Origin of the sequence: Prochlorococcus sp. MIT 0801, from assembly GCF_000757865.1 — a bacterium.
GTDB lineage: Bacteria > Cyanobacteriota > Cyanobacteriia > PCC-6307 > Cyanobiaceae > Prochlorococcus_B.
The window spans coordinates 450,066-469,696 of the sequence record NZ_CP007754.1; the positions used below are offsets into that span (position 1 = coordinate 450,066).

20 protein-coding genes are annotated in these 19,631 nt (G+C 36.9%); 11 read left to right on the plus strand and 9 right to left on the minus strand.

The genetic code is table 11. The features are described 5' to 3' along the window. Window positions 1-179: 179 nt before the first annotated feature. A complete protein-coding gene (locus EW15_RS02375) occupies window positions 180-1,517 on the plus strand; it encodes a 16S rRNA (cytosine(967)-C(5))-methyltransferase (protein WP_225866591.1) in 1,338 nt (445 codons plus the stop codon). A gap of 76 nt (window positions 1,518-1,593) precedes the next feature. Here EW15_RS02375 and chlG read toward each other — a convergent pair whose 3' ends face one another. Together chlG and EW15_RS02385 are read right to left on the minus strand one after the other, a co-directional pair. Next, window positions 1,594-2,544 (minus strand): chlorophyll synthase ChlG, encoded by a 951-nt coding sequence (gene chlG, locus EW15_RS02380; protein WP_038651451.1) that lies wholly within the window; start codon window positions 2,542-2,544, stop codon window positions 1,594-1,596. Window positions 2,545-2,559: 15 nt separating this feature from the next. Beyond that, window positions 2,560-2,781 carry a DUF2862 domain-containing protein gene (locus EW15_RS02385; protein ID WP_011823230.1) on the minus strand — a complete coding sequence of 74 codons (222 nt, stop codon included), beginning with the start codon at window positions 2,779-2,781 and terminating at the stop codon, window positions 2,560-2,562. A gap of 52 nt (window positions 2,782-2,833) precedes the next feature. Between EW15_RS02385 and hisF the strand changes: the two genes are divergently transcribed. Both hisF and ubiE read left to right on the plus strand, forming a co-directional pair. Next, window positions 2,834-3,607: an imidazole glycerol phosphate synthase subunit HisF gene (hisF, locus tag EW15_RS02390; protein ID WP_038651455.1), complete on the plus strand. Its 774-nt coding sequence runs from the start codon at window positions 2,834-2,836 to the stop codon at window positions 3,605-3,607. Window positions 3,608-3,694: 87 nt separating this feature from the next. Then, entirely contained in the window at window positions 3,695-4,393 is a 699-nt protein-coding gene (ubiE, locus tag EW15_RS02395; protein ID WP_038651458.1) for a bifunctional demethylmenaquinone methyltransferase/2-methoxy-6-polyprenyl-1,4-benzoquinol methylase UbiE, read from the plus strand. Between the two features lie 11 nt (window positions 4,394-4,404). Here the strand turns inward: ubiE and EW15_RS02400 are convergent, their stop codons facing one another. Then, entirely contained in the window at window positions 4,405-4,887 is a 483-nt protein-coding gene (locus EW15_RS02400; RefSeq protein WP_038651461.1) for a DUF721 domain-containing protein, read from the minus strand. Window positions 4,888-4,960: 73 nt separating this feature from the next. On the opposite strand from EW15_RS02400, the gene EW15_RS02405 reads away from it, so the two are divergent. Further along, window positions 4,961-5,737 carry a PspA/IM30 family protein gene (locus tag EW15_RS02405; protein ID WP_038651463.1) on the plus strand — a complete coding sequence of 259 codons (777 nt, stop codon included), beginning with the start codon at window positions 4,961-4,963 and terminating at the stop codon, window positions 5,735-5,737. A gap of 28 nt (window positions 5,738-5,765) precedes the next feature. After that, window positions 5,766-6,530 (plus strand): biotin--[acetyl-CoA-carboxylase] ligase, encoded by a 765-nt coding sequence (locus tag EW15_RS02410; RefSeq protein WP_225866592.1) that lies wholly within the window; start codon window positions 5,766-5,768, stop codon window positions 6,528-6,530. 9 nt (window positions 6,531-6,539) lie between these two features. Here the strand turns inward: EW15_RS02410 and EW15_RS02415 are convergent, their stop codons facing one another. After that, window positions 6,540-7,226 (minus strand): ABC transporter ATP-binding protein, encoded by a 687-nt coding sequence (locus EW15_RS02415; RefSeq protein WP_156095720.1) that lies wholly within the window; start codon window positions 7,224-7,226, stop codon window positions 6,540-6,542. Between the two features lie 13 nt (window positions 7,227-7,239). Then, complete coding sequence (locus EW15_RS02420; RefSeq protein WP_052041149.1) at window positions 7,240-8,802, minus strand: NAD(P)H-quinone oxidoreductase subunit N; 1,563 nt, start codon at window positions 8,800-8,802, stop codon at window positions 7,240-7,242. Between the two features lie 130 nt (window positions 8,803-8,932). On the opposite strand from EW15_RS02420, the gene topA reads away from it, so the two are divergent. The 6 genes from topA (at window position 8,933) to EW15_RS02450 (ending at window position 15,975) form a co-directional block, all read left to right on the plus strand. Beyond that, on the plus strand, window positions 8,933-11,839 hold the full coding sequence (gene topA, locus EW15_RS02425) for a type I DNA topoisomerase (RefSeq protein WP_038651466.1): 2,907 nt from the start codon (window positions 8,933-8,935) through the stop codon (window positions 11,837-11,839). A gap of 4 nt (window positions 11,840-11,843) precedes the next feature. Next, the gene (locus EW15_RS02430; protein WP_038651469.1) at window positions 11,844-12,332 is read left to right on the plus strand and encodes a hypothetical protein; all 489 of its coding nucleotides are present in this window, start codon (window positions 11,844-11,846) and stop codon (window positions 12,330-12,332) included. 5 nt (window positions 12,333-12,337) lie between these two features. Next, on the plus strand, window positions 12,338-13,024 hold the full coding sequence (locus tag EW15_RS02435; RefSeq protein ID WP_038651471.1) for a DUF2232 domain-containing protein: 687 nt from the start codon (window positions 12,338-12,340) through the stop codon (window positions 13,022-13,024). A gap of 6 nt (window positions 13,025-13,030) precedes the next feature. Then, the gene (locus tag EW15_RS02440) at window positions 13,031-14,227 is read left to right on the plus strand and encodes a nicotinate-nucleotide--dimethylbenzimidazole phosphoribosyltransferase (protein ID WP_038651474.1); all 1,197 of its coding nucleotides are present in this window, start codon (window positions 13,031-13,033) and stop codon (window positions 14,225-14,227) included. Between the two features lie 5 nt (window positions 14,228-14,232). Then, a complete protein-coding gene (locus EW15_RS02445) occupies window positions 14,233-15,234 on the plus strand; it encodes a hypothetical protein (protein ID WP_038651477.1) in 1,002 nt (333 codons plus the stop codon). Window positions 15,235-15,318: 84 nt separating this feature from the next. Further along, entirely contained in the window at window positions 15,319-15,975 is a 657-nt protein-coding gene (locus tag EW15_RS02450; RefSeq protein ID WP_038651480.1) for a riboflavin synthase, read from the plus strand. Between the two features lie 42 nt (window positions 15,976-16,017). Here the strand turns inward: EW15_RS02450 and EW15_RS02455 are convergent, their stop codons facing one another. The 4 genes from EW15_RS02455 to EW15_RS02470 all read right to left on the minus strand — a co-directional run bounded on the left by EW15_RS02455 (window position 16,018) and on the right by EW15_RS02470 (window position 19,529). Further along, window positions 16,018-16,374, minus strand: a complete 357-nt coding sequence (locus tag EW15_RS02455; protein WP_038651483.1) for an AbrB family transcriptional regulator — start codon at window positions 16,372-16,374, stop codon at window positions 16,018-16,020. Window positions 16,375-16,469: 95 nt separating this feature from the next. Further along, a complete protein-coding gene (locus EW15_RS02460) occupies window positions 16,470-17,075 on the minus strand; it encodes a heme-copper oxidase subunit III (protein WP_038651486.1) in 606 nt (201 codons plus the stop codon). Further along, window positions 17,072-18,712, minus strand: a complete 1,641-nt coding sequence (ctaD, locus tag EW15_RS02465; RefSeq protein ID WP_038651488.1) for a cytochrome c oxidase subunit I — start codon at window positions 18,710-18,712, stop codon at window positions 17,072-17,074. Before ctaD ends, EW15_RS02460 begins: the two co-directional genes overlap by 4 nt. 4 nt (window positions 18,713-18,716) lie before the next feature. Further along, entirely contained in the window at window positions 18,717-19,529 is an 813-nt protein-coding gene (locus EW15_RS02470; protein ID WP_038651490.1) for a cytochrome c oxidase subunit II, read from the minus strand. Window positions 19,530-19,631: the final 102 nt, after the last annotated feature.

Here is a 19,631-nt window from a genome sequence, read left to right on the forward strand (position 1 = left end):
TATATAAAATTTAACTACCTTAAGAGGAGGTTAAAAGTATCTTATGTTACACCTTTTTAGTTGGCCTACCTCCGACTATTGCTTTGAAAGTCACTGCGGTAAAAGACTTTCTGGGGGATTTGAGCTATGATTTATTTGATACACACTTTACTGTGAACTGAATTTTTAAATAATCGCTCTTGAGTGGAAACCAGTCATCCATAAAAGGCTTAGATGCCAGAAAGGCTGCTTGGGAGGTTATCCAAGCAGTGGGTGGAGGTGCGTTCGCAGATGTTGCTTTGGATAGAATTTTTAATCTTTATTCCTTTAAGTCGATCGATAAAGCCTTAATAACTGAACTTTCTTATGGTGCAATTCGCCAAAGATATTTTTTAGATTGTTGGATTGATTATTTAGGGAAAGTACCCGCTAAAAAACAACCTCCTTTGTTGAGATGGCTATTGCATCTTGGGCTTTATCAGGTTTTAAAAATGGAGAGAATGCCTCCAGCTGCTGCAATTAACACAACTGTAGAGCTTGCTAAAACTCATAATTTAAAAAAGCTGGCCCCTGTTGTTAATGGAATCTTGCGATCTGCTCTTAGAAGCAAAGAGAGAGGTCTACTGCTACCTAAATCAAATAATCCGAGTTTAGAATTAGCTAAAAACGAATCCCTTCCTCTTTGGTTGGCAGATGAATTGATTAATTGGAAGGGAGTAGAAGATGCTAAGAAGATTGCTAAAGCATTTAATTGCATTAGTCCTATTGACATAAGAGTGAATAAATTGCGTGCAGATTTAAAAGAAGTAAAAGAAATTTTTGATTCCTGTGGTATTCATAATCATCTGATACCAAACTGTCCTTACGGATTGGAAGTTCAAGTTGGTGTTGGTGAACCTAGGAAATGGCCCGGTTATGTAGAAGGGAAATGGAGTGTTCAAGATAGATCTTCTCAGCTAATTTCCCCATCATTAGGACCTTTGCCTGGAGAAAAGATTCTTGATGCTTGTGCTGCACCAGGAGGAAAATCAACACATATTGCTGAATTAATCAATAATAAGGGCGAGGTGTGGTCTGTTGATCGATCATTCAGAAGATCAAAAAAAATAATAGCCAACTCAGAGAGGCTTGGGACTAAATGCTTGCAAATATTGGTTGCTGATTCCAATGAGCTATTACTCAAAAATCCCGCTTGGAAAGGGTTCTTTGATCGAATACTTATTGATGCGCCATGCTCAGGATTGGGTACTCTTGCGCGCCACCCTGATGCGAGATGGAGAATGAACCAAGAAAATATTCAGGAGCTTGTCGCTGTTCAAAGTCATTTACTTAACTCGTTAACTCCTTTATTAAAAAGTGGAGGAACATTGGTCTATTCCACCTGTACTATTCATCCTGAAGAAAATTTCAATCAGATAAAAAACTTTCTTCAATTAAAGTCTGATTTTTTATTAGAATTTGAAAAACAGATATGGCCTGGTGAGGAAGATAATGGAGATGGTTTTTATATTGCTGTTTTAAATAAATTAAAAAATTAATCAAAGGACTTATACATAGGATGTCAACCCTTTTAAAATATTTATCATTCTAATTTTATAGAATTAAAAATTAATTTTATAAACTAATTAATGAACTATGGCCTATGGCTATTGCAGTTACAAGCATTCCTAAAATTAGGAATGGTTGTGCACTGGCTTGGTATTTAACGTCAAATTTTAATGGATCACGTAATAGCCATATGTCTTGAAATGTGATTTGAGGAATTATTAGTAAAACCAGAATGACAGATGCAAAATTTTGTCCTATCGCGATTAAAACTACCACCATTGCAAGCTGAAAGATATCTATCATTCCTGCACTAATACGACTTGCATTTTTAATACCAAAAACAACAGGAAGTGATTCAAGTCCTAGGCTTTTATCACCTTCCACGCTTTTAAAATCATTTATCACAGCAATTCCTAATCCTGACAAGCTATAGGCAAGAGTGAGCATGGCAGTTGTCCACGTTAAATGTCCAAATAGAGCCTGTCCAGCCCACCAGGGGAGAGCTATATAGCTTGCACCTAGTGCATAATTTCCAAGCCAACCATTTTGTTTAAGTTTTAAAGGGGGTGCTGAGTAAATAAAACTTACAAATGAACCTCCTAATGCCAAAAGAAGGACGGAAGGAATTGTGTGATGTGCCCACAAATCTAATAAATAGGCAACTGCAAGACCAGCTATTAATAAAATCCAAATTTGACATTTTACTTGGAAAAGTGAAATTGCCCCTGAAGGTATTGGTCTATTAGGTTCATTTATTGCATCAATTTCTCTATCAAAATAATCATTTATTGTTTGGGTATATCCAGTTAGGAGTGGCCCGCTCATAAACATGCAACTTATCGAAGCAAGAATGTTGCTTAATTCCCAGTGATAATTACCACTGGCAGCTGCTCCACAGATGACTCCCCATAACAAGGGAATCCATGTGATGGGCTTCATTAATTGCAACCGAAGCTTCCAAATGTTTGTTGTTTCAGAACCTCCTTTTATCCCAAGGAGTTGCTTAGCATCGCTCACTTTATAATCTCAGGGTTAAGAAACTTCATCCTCGAAGAACCAATGTTTGCTCCCGTCATTCATTTTAATGACCACTCCAATACCACCTCTTCCGTCAGTCATCTTGTAGTCGATGACAGTACCTCTTGGATCCTCTGATAGTTGGTCTATCAAATAAGAAGGTATGCGATCTCGAACACGTTCAATATTAATCTTAATTTTTGAACCTATCCTTGAAAGGGAGGTTGGCTTAGCCATGGAATTAAATTACTTGATTTCGGCACCTTAACAGTTCCTCAGAGTAAAAATCATGGTTGCTTTAAGATTGATCCCTTGTCTTGATGTTTCAAACGGACGAGTGGTTAAGGGGGTTAATTTTGTTGGATTGCGTGATGCAGGCGATCCAGTTGAGCTTGGATGTAGATATAGCAAGGCAGGAGCGGATGAATTGGTCTTCCTTGACATAACAGCTACGCACGAGAAAAGAGCGACTTTGGTTGATATGGTTAGACGAACATCCGAAGCGGTGACCATTCCTTTTACTGTTGGAGGGGGAATCAGCTCATTGAATGGAATCAATGAATTGCTACGAGCAGGAGCTGACAAGGTAAGTTTGAATTCCAGTGCTGTTAAAGACCCTTCGTTGATTTCTCAAGGGGCCAATCGTTTTGGATCTCAATGTATTGTGGTCGCAATAGATGCGAAAAAGAACAAAAACATTCCCAATAAGTGGGACGTTTATGTGAGTGGAGGACGGAATAATACAGGATTGGATGCGATTGAATGGGCAGAAAAAGTGTTTGAGATGGGAGCAGGTGAAATCCTTTTAACCTCCATGGACGGTGATGGAACTCAAAATGGTTATGACATAGAACTGACGAAATATATTTCTGAGAAAGTTTCAATACCAGTAATAGCCTCAGGAGGAGCTGGTTCTTTGAGACACATTAAAGAGGCTTTTACTTTGGGGAAATCTTCAGCGGCTCTCTTGGCTTCCTTATTGCATGATGGACAATTAACTATCAGAGAAATAAAAGAATATTTGATTAAAGCAAATTTACCTATAAGACCAATTGAATTATAAATATTCTCATAAAAGGATGTAAGATTAATTCTTTAGGCCTTTAGGCCTTGAAATTTTTTTGCTAGCTAAGCTTTTTTCTATAATCACATGAGGCCCGGTAATACTAAAGCTATAGAAGAAATGTTTAATTCAATTTCTTCAAAATATGATTTTTTAAATGATATATTTAGCTTTGGATTGCATAGGTTTTGGAAAACAAGATTATTGGATATTCTTAATCCAACTTTTGGAGAAAAATGGATAGATCTTTGTTGTGGAACTGGAGATATGTCAATACTTTTGGCTAGATATATAGAGAGTTCTAAAAATATTACTGGGATAGATTCAGCTTCTAAACCATTATTAGTTGCGAGAGAAAGATCTAAGCAAAACTATTCTTCAATTGAATGGATAAATGGTGATGCTCTAGAGACAAATCTCACATCTCATCAATTCGATGGCCTTTTAATGGCCTATGGCTTAAGGAATCTTTCCAGCCCTTATGCAGGTTTTAAAGAGGCTTTTAGGATTTTGAAACCAGGTGGAAGAGCTGGAATCTTAGATTTTAGATCTTTTGAAGGAACCTCTATTCAAGGGGTATTTCAAAAAATTTATTTAAGTTTTTATGTTGTTCCAATTTCATCTCTTTTCGGATTGGGAAAAGAATATTCATATATAAAAAAAAGTTTAGTTAACTTCCCTTCTGGTGAAAAACAAATTCATTTGGCACTTTCTGCGGGCTTTAAAAAAGCAAAATACCAAACATTAGCAATGGGACAAATGGGGATTTTATTACTTGAAGCCTGAATCAAAATCGTTCAATCTATTCTCAATTCTTTTCTTCTACAAAAACTACATTTACCCCATAATTTAACTTCTCCCTTGGGAGATGGGACTTTGCAAAAAGGACAATTTGTGATTCCAGTCTTATCAGTTCTACTTGGGTGCTTTTCCCATATTTCTTTTTCACTCTCTCTGGCAACTAAATTATTGGGATAATGTTGTCTAATCCGAATCTCTTTTATTTGATATCCATATGATTTTAAAGACTCAATTAATTCTAAGCGGTTGTACTGGAGAGCCTGTCTCCACTGAGGATGACTTGCTCCAATCGTTAAAATTTTATTTTTAATATTAAGAGGCGTGCAATTCAATGCGAGTTGCTCTCCAGCTATTTTTACCCAATCTTGAATAAGCTCCCCGACATTTCCTTTCCATGAAGACTTGATTTCTTCCAAACATGTATAAATTGACTGCTCTCTTTTTCCTTTTGTTTTATGTTTTAAGTCTTCTAAAATCAATTTTAATTAGACATTGATGGTGAGTTAGTGCTTAAATCTAGCTAATATTTTTTAGATTGCACAAAAGATCCTAATGGGATTATTCGATAGGTTAAGTCGATTGATAAGGGCAAATCTAAATGCTTTTGTCAGTGATGCAGAAGATCCAATAAAAATACTTGATCAGTCTGTTGCTGATATGCAAGAAGACTTGGTGAAGCTTCGTCAAGCTGTCGCTATGGCCATTGCAAGTCAAAAAAGATTAGAGAATCAGGCAAATCAAGCAAAAGAGCAAATAAAGAATTGGTTCACCAGAGCTGAATTAGCCTTAAAGAAGGGAGAGGATGATCTAGCTAGAGAAGCATTAAGTAGAAAAAAAACTTTTCAAGAAACTTATGAATCTTTATCGACTCAATTTCAAACACAAAATGGTCAAGTTGAAAAACTAAAGAAAAGCCTTTTGTTATTAGAGAGAAAGATTGCCGAGGCTCGAACTAAAAAAGACATGCTTAAAGCAAGAGCTCAGGCAGCCAAAGCTCAGCAACAAATTCAAAGTACAGTTGGTGATTTAGGGAGCAAGTCCGCCATGGCTGCTTTTGAAAGAATGGAAGACAAAGTAGAGGCATTGGAAGCTTCTGGGCAAGCTGCATTAGAGTTGGCTGGAGAAGATCTAGAAAGTAAGTTCGCAGCATTAGAAGGAGGTGATGGTATAGAGAAAGAATTAGAGACATTGAGGACTCAATTGAAATCGGGAGTTGAGGCAATCGCTTTGCCTCCTTCTGAATTAGATGTTAATGAAGTAAAAACAGTAGAAATCCAAGAAGTTGAAGTTGAATTAGAGGCGATGAAAAAGTCAATAGATAATTCTTGATTTTTTAAGAAGACATTACTTTTGAAATATGAATAATCAAAAATTCGATAGAGGGGTTGGGTTGATCTATAGATGTCACAAATTAAATAATTCCTCTCCTAGGTCTTGGAGAATAATGCTGAAAACTATTTGTGCTAGTACAGAAATAGAACTATCGAATTGGATTGCAGAGCAACCTGTAAGAAAAAATCAGCCAATAGCTATTTTTTCTTCTTGCCAAAGATTTGGTCAAGGTCAATCTGATCGAATTTGGCATGCACCAAAAGGAGGGGTTTGGGTTAGTGCGGCTATTAACAGGGAAGATTCTAGTGAAAATAATTCTCAGCTTTATGGGTTAGCGGTGGCATTAGCTTTGGTTGAAAGAATTGAACGGATAGGGGTTAATGTCAAAATAAAATGGCCTAATGATTTATTAGTTGATGGCCAAAAATTAGCTGGAATTTTACCTAGATTATTTTTTAGAGGAGGAAAACTTAGATTATTAAGAGTTGGAGTAGGTTTAAACGTTTTTAATAATGTTCCTAAAGAGGGGATTTCACTAAAACAAATAATTGGAGCTAAAACAATGAATATAAATTTTTGGTCTTCAGAAGTTCTACTTGCAATAGAAAGATCTTTAGATCTTTTAGTTAATAAAAATTTCCTGTGCAGTCAGGTCGAAAAAAGATTTTGGTCAAGAAAATACATTGATAAAGAAACTGGATTAAAATGGGATATCAAAGGTATAGATTCAAGTGGAAGATTGATTCTTTTAAGAGAAAATAAAGTGAAGGTATTGTCTGATTACAATTGATTGTCTGAGTTAATTATGAGTAATCTCTGTTACTTTGCCATCTCTAAACCTTGCTATTTTTTTTGCTCGTTGAGCAACATTGTCTTCATGAGTAACTAAGACTATTGTGATTCCTTGACTATGAAGTTGGTCAAAAAGATTTAAAACATCTTCAGTAGTTTTGGAATCAAGAGCACCAGTTGGTTCGTCTGCTAATAGCAGGGATGGCTGATTGATTATTGCCCTTGCTATGGCAACTCGTTGTTGTTGTCCCCCTGATAATTGATTAGGGAGATTGGTCATCCTGTTCCCAAGCCCTACTCGTTTAAGAGCTTCTTCAGCGCGCTTCTTTCTCTCTGAAGAGGGGACGCATGCATAAATCATTGGAAGCATGACATTCTCAAGTGCTGAAACTTCTTGAAGTAGATGAAATTGCTGAAAAACAAAACCAAGTTCTTTGTTTCTAATATCTGCAAGCAGGTCATCATCTAGCTTTTCTACAGCAGTTCCGTTTAATTCATAAGTCCCATTAGTAGGACGATCAAGGCATCCAAGTATATTCATTGCAGTACTTTTACCAGATCCACTTGCACCCATTACGGCAAGGTAATCACCCTGATAAACATCAAGGTTTAGTTCGTCAAGAGCTTTCACTTTGACCGAGCCTTCCCCATAAAATTTATTAACATTCGTTAGTCGCGCTACAGACTTTTTCAATGATTTTAATTGGTTAACCAATTGAACTTTTACTTGCAAGAGTAATGGCTTCACGAAGTAATGGAGTTCCGTTTACCGCACTATCTGCAAAATCGAAGAGAGGATTTGAAATAATTCCACCAATAGCAGTTACGAGAACACAAAAAATCAAAGCCACTTTGAGAGATGACATCCCAGGCATTGACCATTCTATAGATGGATATGCTTTTACAACATCTGAGGCTTCTTTAGGTTCTGTTACTACCATCATTTTTATAACTGAAATATAATAGTAAATTGAAATAACAGAGGTAACTAGACCAACGCTTACTAATAAGTATTGCCCATCCGCCCATCCAGCAAAAAATAAATAAATCTTCCCAAAGAATCCCAACATTGGAGGAATGCCTCCCAAGGAGAGAAGGCATAAACTTAATCCTAATGTGATTAATGGATCTTTTTGGTACAGTCCTGCATAATCTGAGATTTGATCACTACCCGTCCTGATTGAGAAAAGGATTATGCATGCAAAAGCACCAAGATTCATAAACAAATAAGCAGCCATATACAGAACCATCGCTGCAAAACCATCTTCAGTTCCGCAAACCAAACCAATCATTACAAAGCCAGCTTGTCCAATTGAGCTATAAGCAAGCATCCTTTTCATTGATTTTTGAGCTAGTGCTACAACATTTCCCAGAGTCATACTGAGAACAGCTAAAACGGTAAATAGCAATTTCCATTGTGTGTCAAAAGCGCTAAAACATCCGACTAGTATTCTTATTGCGAGTGCAAAACCTGCTGCTTTGGAACCTACTGATAAGAAGGCAACTACTGGAGTAGGAGAACCTTCGTAAACATCTGGTGTCCATTGATGAAATGGAACTGCTGCGATTTTGAAAGCTACTGTAGACAATACGAAAACCAGAGCTAATGCTGACAAAGGTGTAGGAGCATTTAGTAAAGTTAATCCTATTTCTTTTAAATTTGTAGATCCACTTATTCCATAAAGTAAGGATGCTCCATAAAGAAATACAGCGGCTGCAGCTGAACCAACTAACAAGTATTTCAAAGCTGCTTCTGAACTTCTTGAGTCTCTTTTGAGATATCCAGAAAGCAGGTAGCTAGCCACAGAAAGTGTTTCTAATGAAACAAAAACACTTACCAAATCAGTTGAACCACATAGAAGCATTGCTCCAAGAGTTGCAGCTAATAATATTGCAGCAAATTCTCCAATAGGACTTCCATTTTGATCAGCATATCTCCAACTAATTAGTAAAGAAATAAGAGTTGAAAGAGCAATCACCCCTCTAAAAGCAATAGCAAGATTGTCTGCAATAAATGCACCTAAAAAAGATTCTTGAATTTCTCCATTCCATTGCATTATCAGCAAAATCAAAGCACTACCAAGGCCTGCGTAACAGATTGGAGGAGACCAGCGGGCTGATACCTTTTCACCAGCCAAATCAACCAAAAGCGTTCCCAGCATTGCCATTAGAACGGCAGCCTCTGGAAGCACAGCTTTAGCATTTAGAGAAACATTTAAAAGCTCTACAGGCTCATTTATGAATATTTGAAAAGACAAGAGTTCTCCCATTTAGGTATTGTTTTTAAGCTGAATCTGATTTTATAACTCTAGCGAAGTTATGAAATATGCCTTTTTTATCATTTTGGGCTATGCATTTTACTACTCAGTACGTTAGATAAGAAGGAGGAAAACTGAGCTGATGCCCACTGACCATACTCTGGTGATTGTTGAAAGTCCTACAAAGGCAAAAACTATTAGAGGTTTTTTGCCTAAGGACTTTCAGGTTCTTGCGTCAATGGGGCACATAAGAGACTTGCCTAACAATGCATCTGAGATTCCTGCGAAGCACAAAGGGGAAAAGTGGGCAACTATTGGAGTGAACACAACTGCTGATTTTGATCCTTTGTACGTAGTTCCAAAAGACAAGAAAAAAATTGTCAAGGAATTAAAACAATCTTTGAAGGGTGCTAGTGAATTGTTGCTTGCCACTGATGAAGATAGAGAAGGAGAAAGTATAAGTTGGCATTTAATGAATGTGCTTGACCCGAAGATCCCTGTGAAGAGAATGGTCTTCCATGAGATAACTAAAGAAGCTATTTCTAAAGCGCTATCGAAAACAAGAGCAATTGATATGGAATTAGTCCATGCACAAGAAACAAGGAGGATCTTAGACAGATTAGTTGGGTACACGTTGTCTCCCCTTTTATGGAAGAAAGTTTCCTGGGGTTTATCTGCAGGAAGAGTCCAATCAGTTGCAGTAAGATTGCTAGTCCTTAGAGAGAGAGCAAGGAGATCTTTCAAAAGCGGAAGTTATTGGGACTTAAAAGCAAAATTAGACAAAGAAGGTAGTGAGTTTGAGGTCAAAATGACTTCAATTGGTGGTAAAAGAGTTGCTACTGGTAGTGATTTCGATGAGTCAACGGGATTGTTGAAATCTGGCCGAAATGTCATATTACTCAAGGAAGAAGAGTCTAGGGAACTTGCAAAAAAATTAACTACTGATAAATGGAAAGTTGTTAATGTCGAGGAAAAGCCGTCAATCCGTAAACCAGTTCCTCCTTTTACAACAAGCACATTGCAACAAGAAGCTAATAGGAAGCTACGATTATCAGCTAGAGAGACAATGAGATGTGCCCAGGGCTTGTATGAAAGAGGTTTTATTACATATATGAGAACAGATTCTGTTCATCTTTCTGATCAGGCAATAAATGCCTCAAGAAACTGTGTTGAGTCAAAATATGGGGTTGAATATTTAAGTGAGAAGCCGCGACAATTTTCCAACAAGACTAGAAATGCTCAAGAAGCCCATGAAGCAATTCGTCCTTCCGGTGAGAGCTTTAAAACACCCAAAGAGTCAAACTTGCAAGGTAGGGACCTTTCTTTATATGAACTTATTTGGAAACGCACAGTTGCCAGTCAAATGGCCGATGCAAGGTTGACAATGCTTGGAGTCGAATTACAAGCATCGGACTTATCTTTTCGGGCTAGTGGTAAACGAATTGATTTTCCTGGCTTCTTTCGAGCTTATGTTGAAGGTAGTGATGATCCTGATACTGCCCTTGAAGGTCAAGAAGTGCTTTTGCCTAAATTAGCTGTAGGAGATTCTCCAACAGCTAAGAATGTAGAGGCGCTGGGGCATCAGACTCAGCCTCCAGCTAGATATAGCGAAGCCTCATTAGTCAAAACACTTGAGAAAGAAGGTATAGGTCGTCCGTCAACATACGCAAGTATTATAGGAACAATTGTAGATCGAGGTTATTCAGTCCTCAATAACAATTCTTTGACTCCAAGCTTTACAGCATTTGCTGTTACGGCACTTCTTGAAGAACATTTTCCTGATCTTGTAGATACCAGTTTTACTGCTCGAATGGAATCTACACTTGATGAGATCTCAACAGGAAAAGTGAGTTGGCTTCCATACCTTAAGGGCTTTTATAAGGGTGATACTGGTCTAGAGAATCAAGTTCAACAAAGAGAAGGGGATATTGATGGAGGGGAGTTTCGAGCTGTTTCCCTGGAGGGACTTTCATCTCTTGTTAGGTTGGGCAAATTTGGAACATATCTGGAATCAAAGCAACTGGGTGAAAATGGCAAGCCTATAACAGCTACTCTTCCACAGGAAATTACTCCTGCAGATTTGGATGAGGATATCGCAGAGATGATTTTAAAACAAAAAGCTGAGGGTCCTGAATCACTTGGAGTTGACCCTGAAAGTGGACAGAATTTATATCTATTAAATGGTAGATATGGACATTTTGTTCAAAGGGGCTTAGTAGTCGAAGTGAAAGATCTTGGAATTCCAAAAGGTAAGAAAAAGCTAGGAAATCTTCGCTTGTTCAAAAGCAGTCAATATGGACTCTATTTGAAGCAGGATTCATCAAAGGTTCAGGTTCTGTTGCCAGAGAATATAAAGGAGGAAGATATAGATGTTGAAAAAGCACTTAAATATTTAGATGATAAATCATTAAAAAAAGCTCCAAATCCAAAAAGGACTTCCTTACCAAAGAGTTTAAAACCAGAAAACTTGACCTTTGAGGAGGCCCTTGGATTAATTCAATTACCACGTCTACTTGGAGAGCATCCAGAGGGAGGTCGAGTTCAATCAAGCTTGGGTAGATTTGGTCCGTATGTAGTTTGGAGTAAAAGTGGTGGTGAAAAAGATTATCGCTCAATTAAGGGTGAAGATGACGTTCTTCAAGTAAGCCTAGAAAGAGCTCTTGAGCTTTTATCTATACCTAAAAGAGGAAGAGGAGGGAGAACTGCGTTGAGGGAACTTGGTATCCCAGAGGGAGAAAAAGAAACTATCCAATTATTTGATGGCCCTTATGGTTTATATGTTAAACAGGGCAAAGTAAATGCTTCTCTACCAGAGGGCAAAAGTACTGAAGATATCACTCTTGAGGTTGCTATTGAATTATTGGCAGCTAAGAAATCAAGTAAAAAGACAACATCTAAGAAAAGAAAATCTACACAAAAGACAACTAAGTCAACAAAGAAAGATGTAAACTCATCACTATCAAAAAAAAGTAGTACTCGAAAAGCACCTTCTACAACTAAAACAGGACGTTTAAGAGCAAGTAAAGTAAGGGTAATTAAAACAAAATAAAATTTTGAATATTTCAATATTAGTTGAAAAAATATTTATTAGATCATTTCTAATAGTTACCTTTTTTGTACTTCAATCATGCTCAAATACTCTAATTGGTGAAAAATTGGAAAGTAGTTTTGATATCATAGAAAGCCCAAAAACTTCAGAAAAAACTAATAATAAGCCAAAAAAAACTAAGGAAAAAACAAAAATAAAATCAATAATAAAAGATGATAAGAAAGAAAATAAAAATATTTTTGATAATATTGTCAAAGAAAATTCAATATCTAATAAAGATAGACTTAGTAAAAAATCAATAAAGCCAAAAAAGAAGACTATTTTTAATCCACAACCATACAGAATAATTTTAAGATTATCAGGTGCAAATCCCTCTGCACCTGCGGAGACTGTTACTGAGGCTCTAAGAACAGCAGGTGTCCAGTTTGAGGTGGAGAAGATCGAACGTTTTGATGAGGAGAAATTGTTAAAGGATCCATCTTTTAAAAGATAATCATTTTGACCTTAGATAATAAAAAGTTTGTAAAAGATAGGTCTCTTTATAGAGGTCCTCTAAGTAAGAGACAAGCTTTAAAAATCGTTGAGTCCTCTTATCTTGCAGCTGCAACAGCTTTAATTTGGATAGCTCTTTATTATTTACCTATTGGTGGAGCTTTTTTTCGTCTTGCTTTACCATTGCCATTGGCTCTTCTTCAAATTCGCAGAGGTGTCAAAACAGGTATTGAGGGAGTGACAATATGCGTAATGCTATTAACTGCTCTGATGGGTCCGCTAAGAGGACCTTTGGTGGTTTTCCCTTATGGATTGCTCTCCTTATGGTTAGGATATTGTTGGGGAAAGGGATGGAATTGGTGGTTAAGTTGGAGTGTTGGGGTCTCAATAGGAACTATGGGTTTTCTTGTCAGAGTTTTCGTCTTGTCTCTGTTGGTTGGTGAGAATTTATGGGTTATTCTTACTCGTGCTGGAGCAGCATTACTTGAAAAAGGAATAGATATTTTTAATCTTTCTTTTACTCCAGATATGAGACAAGTTCAAATAGTTGCACTATGTCTAATTATTACTCAAGAAATCGTTTACGTCCTATGTTTGCATGCTTTGGCTTATTGGATTTTTCCTAGACTCAAGTCGTCAATACCTGAACCACCCACTTTGCTAGAAAATTTAATTTCTCTAGAATCTAACTGATTAAAGATGACAGGAAACGACTACGTTTTGTTGACGTCAGGAATATTGGCTTTTGGAGAAGGTCTTCATGAGCAAAATGTTGAAGAAATTGTTCAAAGATGGCATGAAAATATTACGAATATGGCTTTCTTTTTAATTCTTGCCGGATCGCAAACCGCAGAGATTGAGGGAATTTCTGCTGCTGGTTCTACTGCTGTTTCTAGACGTTATACCGCTGTTGCAGATGCTGAACTTTTATTAAGAGGACCTAATCTTGCGCAAAGATGGCCTTTGCCTCCTTTGCCCGCAGGGGTCTCTCCCGCATTAATTAGTTACGTTGCTTCAAGTTTCTTAGAAATTAAACCAACAATAATATCGTCAGGACTGCTACAAACGCCACCCTTTACTCATGTTTCCCTAGAGTCACCAGATATGGGACCTGCTAGATGCTTGAGTTCAGGAAATGCAATGGAAAGAACCAGGGTTAAACTTTTATTCGAGGGTGGTTTTAAGATAGGTAAGAAATTAAAAAAATCTCTTTTGCTCACAGAGTGTGTTCCTGGAGGTACATCTACAGCTTTTGCCGTTCTCTCTGGGTTAGGAATAAACGTTAATGGTCTTATAAGCGGAAGTCATAGAAATCCACCTTCAGAATTAAAAATAAAATTAGTTAAAAAAGGACTTGATGCCGCGAAATTAAAGAAAAATCCCGCTTCTTTTGATCTAATGGCTGCTGTTGGTGATCCATTTCAGCCAATTGCAGTTGGTCTTTTAATGGGTGCTAGAGAATCTGGCCAGGAGATTTTATTAGGAGGAGGTTGTCAAATGTTGGCAGTATTGGCTTTGGCATTAAATGAAATTGAACCTGCGTCACGCCCTGAATTCGTTGGTAAAGTTTTAATAGGAACAACATCATGGTTAGTTGATGAATCACTTTCTTCTGCGGAAAATAGAAATTCTTTTATTCATTTAATGAATCATGTTGCTAATCATTTTAAAGTAAATATCCTAGGTCTCGCTAGTGGATATAGATTTAATGATAGTAATCAAAAGGTTTTGCGAGATTATGAGATTGGTTACGTCAAAGAGGGTGTTGGTGCTGGTGCATTATCGTTATTAGCTCAAATTAAGGGATTGACTCAGAAAGAAATGATTCAAAGATGTGATATTGAGGTTAGTAATCTATTTAAGATTAATAATAAAAAAACCTTTCAAGAATTCTAATTAATATGAATACTAATACGCTTGGAAGGAGAGAATTCATCAAATATGGATTGATTTCCTCTTTGTTTTTACTATCAGGGTGCTCAACGTCTCAAAAAAAATTAGCTTTGAGAGGAGTTACCAATAGTTTCCCAAGTGAATTTGTTAATAGTTTGTCTACTGGTTGGGAATTTTTCCCTATAAAAGATATTGAGTTCAACAAATTTCCCTATAACTCTGCACTTAAAGAAAAAACAGATTTATTAGTCTTAAATGATGGTTGGATTTCTGGTCTACCTGTTAATTCACTTCAAGAAATTAAAGCAAACAATATTAGAAATAATTTCAGCAAGCAGACTAGTTCTTTTCTCAATGGATTAGGAAAGGACTATGAGAAAAAGATTTTACCTTTAGCTGTTAGTCCTTGGGTGATACTTTTTAGAAATGAAGACTCTCTCGCTCTTAGCAATAAGAATTCTTGGGAAGTTGTTTTTTCGAGTTCACTTACAAATCAAATAGTTTTTCCTAAAAGTCCTTATCTTCTGATTTCCATAGCACAAAAAATAGATTTATTTAATGATTTCTCAAAAATCAAGGGTCAAGCCAAGTCATTTGATGACATGAATGCTTTAAATTGGGTTCTTTCAGGTAGAGCCAATGCAGCAGTTTTACCTTTATCTAGCTGTGTTGATAGCCTTGTCAAAGACCCTCGCTTGTCTGTTCTTTTACCCCAAGAGGGTAGCCCACTGAATTGGACAGTACTTGCTTCACCTTCCCTCTCTCCAGGGTCTTTCCCTACTGATTGGTTTGATATTTTATGGGGCGCTATTTATTTGAGACGTGTAATAAGTAAAGGTTTTTTGCCCCCAACAAATTTCTTAGACTTAAGGAGGAAAAATATAAATGTCCCCAAAAAGTATCAATCTATCTTTCTTCCTGAAGAAAGTGTTTGGAATAAATGTTGGTCATTACCAATTCTAAGTTTTCAGGAAAAAAAAGATTTGGCTTTAAATTGGAATAATTCATAATTGAACTATCTTTGAAATTAGAAAACCTTTTCAGAGACATTTTCAAATACCATAACTAACATTCTAAAAGTTGTAGGCTCAATAATGTTTACTGGTTTAATTCAGTCTATTGGCACGATCAAGAAAAATAATTTGGGGGTAATTGTTGATGGATGTAAGCCTTTTTCTCCGTTAAAACTTGGAGATAGCGTTTCTGTTGATGGAGTTTGTCTAACAGTGTCTGAATTAATGAATGATTCTTTTTTCTCTAATATAAGTGAAGAGACTCTTAAGAGAACAAATCTTGCAGAAAAAGCTCAGAAAAATGAATATGTAAATCTTGAGCCAGCATTACGTCTGTCTGATCGATTAGGTGGACATATTGTAAGTGGACACATAGACGGGTTAGGTGAAGTTGTTTCAATCGAAAATTTGAGAAACTCTTGGAATTTGAGAGTATCTTGGGATGATTTAAACTTCTGCAGATATATGTGCGATAAGGCGAGTATTAGCCTAAATGGAATAAGTCTTACTATTGCTGAGATCTATGTTGATGGATGTGAATTTTCAGTAGCAGTAATACCTCACACTTGGTCAAATACATGCTTGAAGTTTTTGACAATTGGAGAAAAGGTTAATTTGGAAGTTGACTTGATGGCTAAGTACGCAGAAAAACTTCTAAATGTAAATAATAATGATGCCCCTTCTAAACAAAGCCCAGTAATTAATAATCAGTGGCTAAGTGAGCAAGGTTGGTATTAGTAATTTTATGTTTAATTTATATAATTTCTTTTGAGGAATTTATTATTTCTTGAGTGGTAATAAACTTATCGCTCCTGACTCTTTTCGTACATCAATACGAAATTCCTGTCCAGGTTCAAGCCCTAATTTTTTTGTATAGGCATGTCCAATAAGAAGATTGCCATTGCCATGAACCTTAGTTCGGAATTCCGCTTGCCTTCCTCTTGAAGATCTATTTCCTGCTCTTCCAGGACCATTTGAACGAAGTTTATAACCCTTTGCCTCAACTAGAGCACGATAGAAACTTTTACGTAAAACTCTTCCGCTTGGCCCAACGTAACCACAACCTTTAGCTATTTCGTCTTCTGGACGGGTGCTCAAAGATCTTGCTTTGTCTAGGAGTTCTTTTCCAACAAGCATTTCAGACTGTTTTAATTAACTGAATTCTGACCAATAAGTGGAATTGTGGCAACAAATTAATTGAAAGTTTCTTGCTTAGTATCAATATTTACCTCTCAAAGCAGGTAAAGGATGATGAATAAAACGACCCAAATACCATCTACGAAATGCCAATAAAGTTCTACGGCCTCAAATGGAAACTTGTTTTGATTATTCACTCGACCAGATGGAACACGTGTTTGCCACCAAATAATCATTATCATTATTGATCCAAGCGTTACGTGAAGCCCATGAAAGCCAGTTAATGCATAAAAAGTACTTGCAAAAAGGTTGTCAGTTAATCCAAAAGGCAAAGTAAAGTACTCAAACATTTGACTGATTAAAAATGCCACTCCCAATGCACCTGTTATGAGAAGCCATTTTTGGCATTGTTTTGATTCATTCTTCTCTAGGAATTTGCCAGCACGATGAAAAGTAAAGCTACTAACCAAGAGCAAGATTGTATTTAAAGTTGGTAAAGGTAGTTCTAATTCGTAAATAGCATCAGGAGCAATGGGATTGACTGCTTTGAAAGTGAGATATGCCGCAAAAAAACCTGCAAAGGTCATCCCGTCTGCGATTAAAAAAGCTACTAAGCCAAACAAACGAAAATCTTCATGTTCTTCAGTTGAGAGGTCATTTCTGCTTTCTGAGGATTGCTCTTTTGGGACTATTGATGTCATCTGATTGCCTCCTGAGTCTCATTTGAATCTTTTTTTCCATAACCATAAGGTTCAAGAACGAGTGGTGCCTCTCCGTCCCAATTTTCAACAGGAGGAGGAGAACTTGTTAACCACTCAGGAGTTAGTGCATTCCAAGGGTTATCACCAGCTTCTTCACCGTATAGGGTGCTTTGAAGAATATTCCAGAGGAAAGGTAAAGTACTTAAAGCCATTAATAATGCACCTACACTACTTATTTGATTGATTAACTGAAATTGTGGATCGTATTCGGCAACTCGTCGAGGCATTCCGTTTAAACCTAGCCAATGTTGAGGAGCAAAACAAAGATTAAAGCCTATAAAAGTAATAATAAAGTGAAATCTTCCAAGATTTTCATTGAGCATTTTTCCAGTAAATTTTGGGAACCAGTGATAAATCGAGGAGAAGATAACAAAGACAGAACCGCCATACACTATGTAATGAAAATGAGCAACAACAAAATAAGTGTCGTGTACATGAACATCAAAAGGTACTTGCGCTAAGGCAACTCCCGTTATTCCACCTAAAACAAAGTTAATAATAAATCCGCAGGAAAATAACATTGCAGCATTAAGTGATATTTTTCCTCCCCATAAGGTGGCAACCCAATTAAAAAATTTAATACCTGTGGGAACAGCGATGAATGCAGTAGCGATTGTGAAAAATAAGCGCATCCAAGGAGGAGTACCGCTTGTAAACATATGATGAGCCCAAACAACTAGACCCAATACAACTATTCCCATAATTGAGAAGACCATTGTTGTATAGCCAAAAAGTGGTTTTCTGCTATGGATTGGAAGTATTTCACTGACTAAACCAAAGGCAGGTAAGACCATGATATAAACAGCAGGATGCGAGTAAAACCAAAAAAGATGTTGATAAACGATTACATTCCCACCAAGACTTGGGTTAAAGAAACCGGTATGAGCAACTATGTCAAAGCTCAGAAGTATTAGAGTACCTGCGAGAACAGGAGTTGAAAGAACTACAAGAATACTCGTGCCAAGCATTGCCCAGCAATACATAGGCAATTGCATTAATTTAAGACCAGGTCTTCTTAGCTTGAGAATGGTGGCGATGAAATTAATGCCACCAAAAATTGAGCTCCCACCCAAGAGCAATACACTTAATATCCAAATGATTTGCCCAGCGGCTGGAGTCGTAATGCTTAAAGGTGGGTAAGCTGTCCAACCAGATTGTGCGGCTCCGTTTATGAAATAACTTGTTATCAACATTAAGCCAGAGGGAGGTATTAGCCAAAAAGCAACTGCATTCAGCCTTGGAAAAGCCATGTCTCTAGCCCCAACATAAAAGGGTATTAAATAGTTTCCAAAGGCACCATTTACTACAGGCACGATCCATAAGAAAATCATGATTGTGCCGTGGAGAGTTAAAACCTGGTTGTAAACCTCTCTAGGCATAAAATCTGAGAGGGGACTGATGAGTTCTACTCTTATTGCTCCAGCTAAAGATCCTCCAATTAAATAAAACAAGAAACCACAAACTAAATATTGAAGTCCTATGACTTTGTGATCAAGACTAAAACTCAGATATTTCAGCCATCCAGTTGGTTGAAGTTTTTCTGGAGATGAGTTGTTTGGTTTGAGTGAAATAGTCATGAACTTATATTGATTCTTTAGAGTTTTCTTTTAACCAAGTATCAAAGTCTTCTTGTTCATCAACTATTACGTTTGATCTCATCCCACCATGATAAGGACCACACAATTCTGCGCAAACAATTGGAAAATTACCTGCTTTTGTAGGAGTGAAATTTAAAATAGTTGGTTGGCCAGGAATGACATCTTGTTTAAGTCTGAATTGAGGCACCCAAAAAGCATGTATTACATCTTTAGATTCCATTTTTAAACTAACTTCTCTTCCAACAGGAACATGAAGTTCGCCCGAAATAATATCTCCTTTTGGATAATGAAAGATAAAAGCAAATTGCATTGCAGTTAACTCAATAGGTAATGATAATGAATTTTTTTCAGATGAAGACTCAATTGGACCAGACCCAATCCCTCCCCAAACTCTCTCGGCCTGATTATCCATTTGTCCACTGTGATCATGCATTAAAGGTTGCATACCACCCATTCGATCATAAATATCGTAGCTATATAAACCTACAAATAAAACAACAATTGCAGGAACTGCTGTCCAGAAAATTTCGAGAGAAATATTACCCTCTAAGTCAATGCCATCTCCACTTTCTCCAGGTCTACGACGAAATTGGATAAGACTATAAATTACTAAAGCAGTCATACCTATGAAAAGTATGAGGCCAATAATGAACAGGACTCGATATAGTTCATCGTAAACAGGGGCATTCATGCTCGCGCTCACGGGAAGCATATCTACGTTGTACGCAACCCAAACTCCAGCTATTCCAAGAATTAAACTTGTTGTAAGAGTTAAGATGGCCGACAGTTTCGGCAAGAAGATCTCCTTTTCTATCTATAGGTTATGGGCAAAAGTAATTAATGTATCGGCTAATTGTTAATTCAAGATGAATAATTTTTTTTAAAGAGAATCTTTATG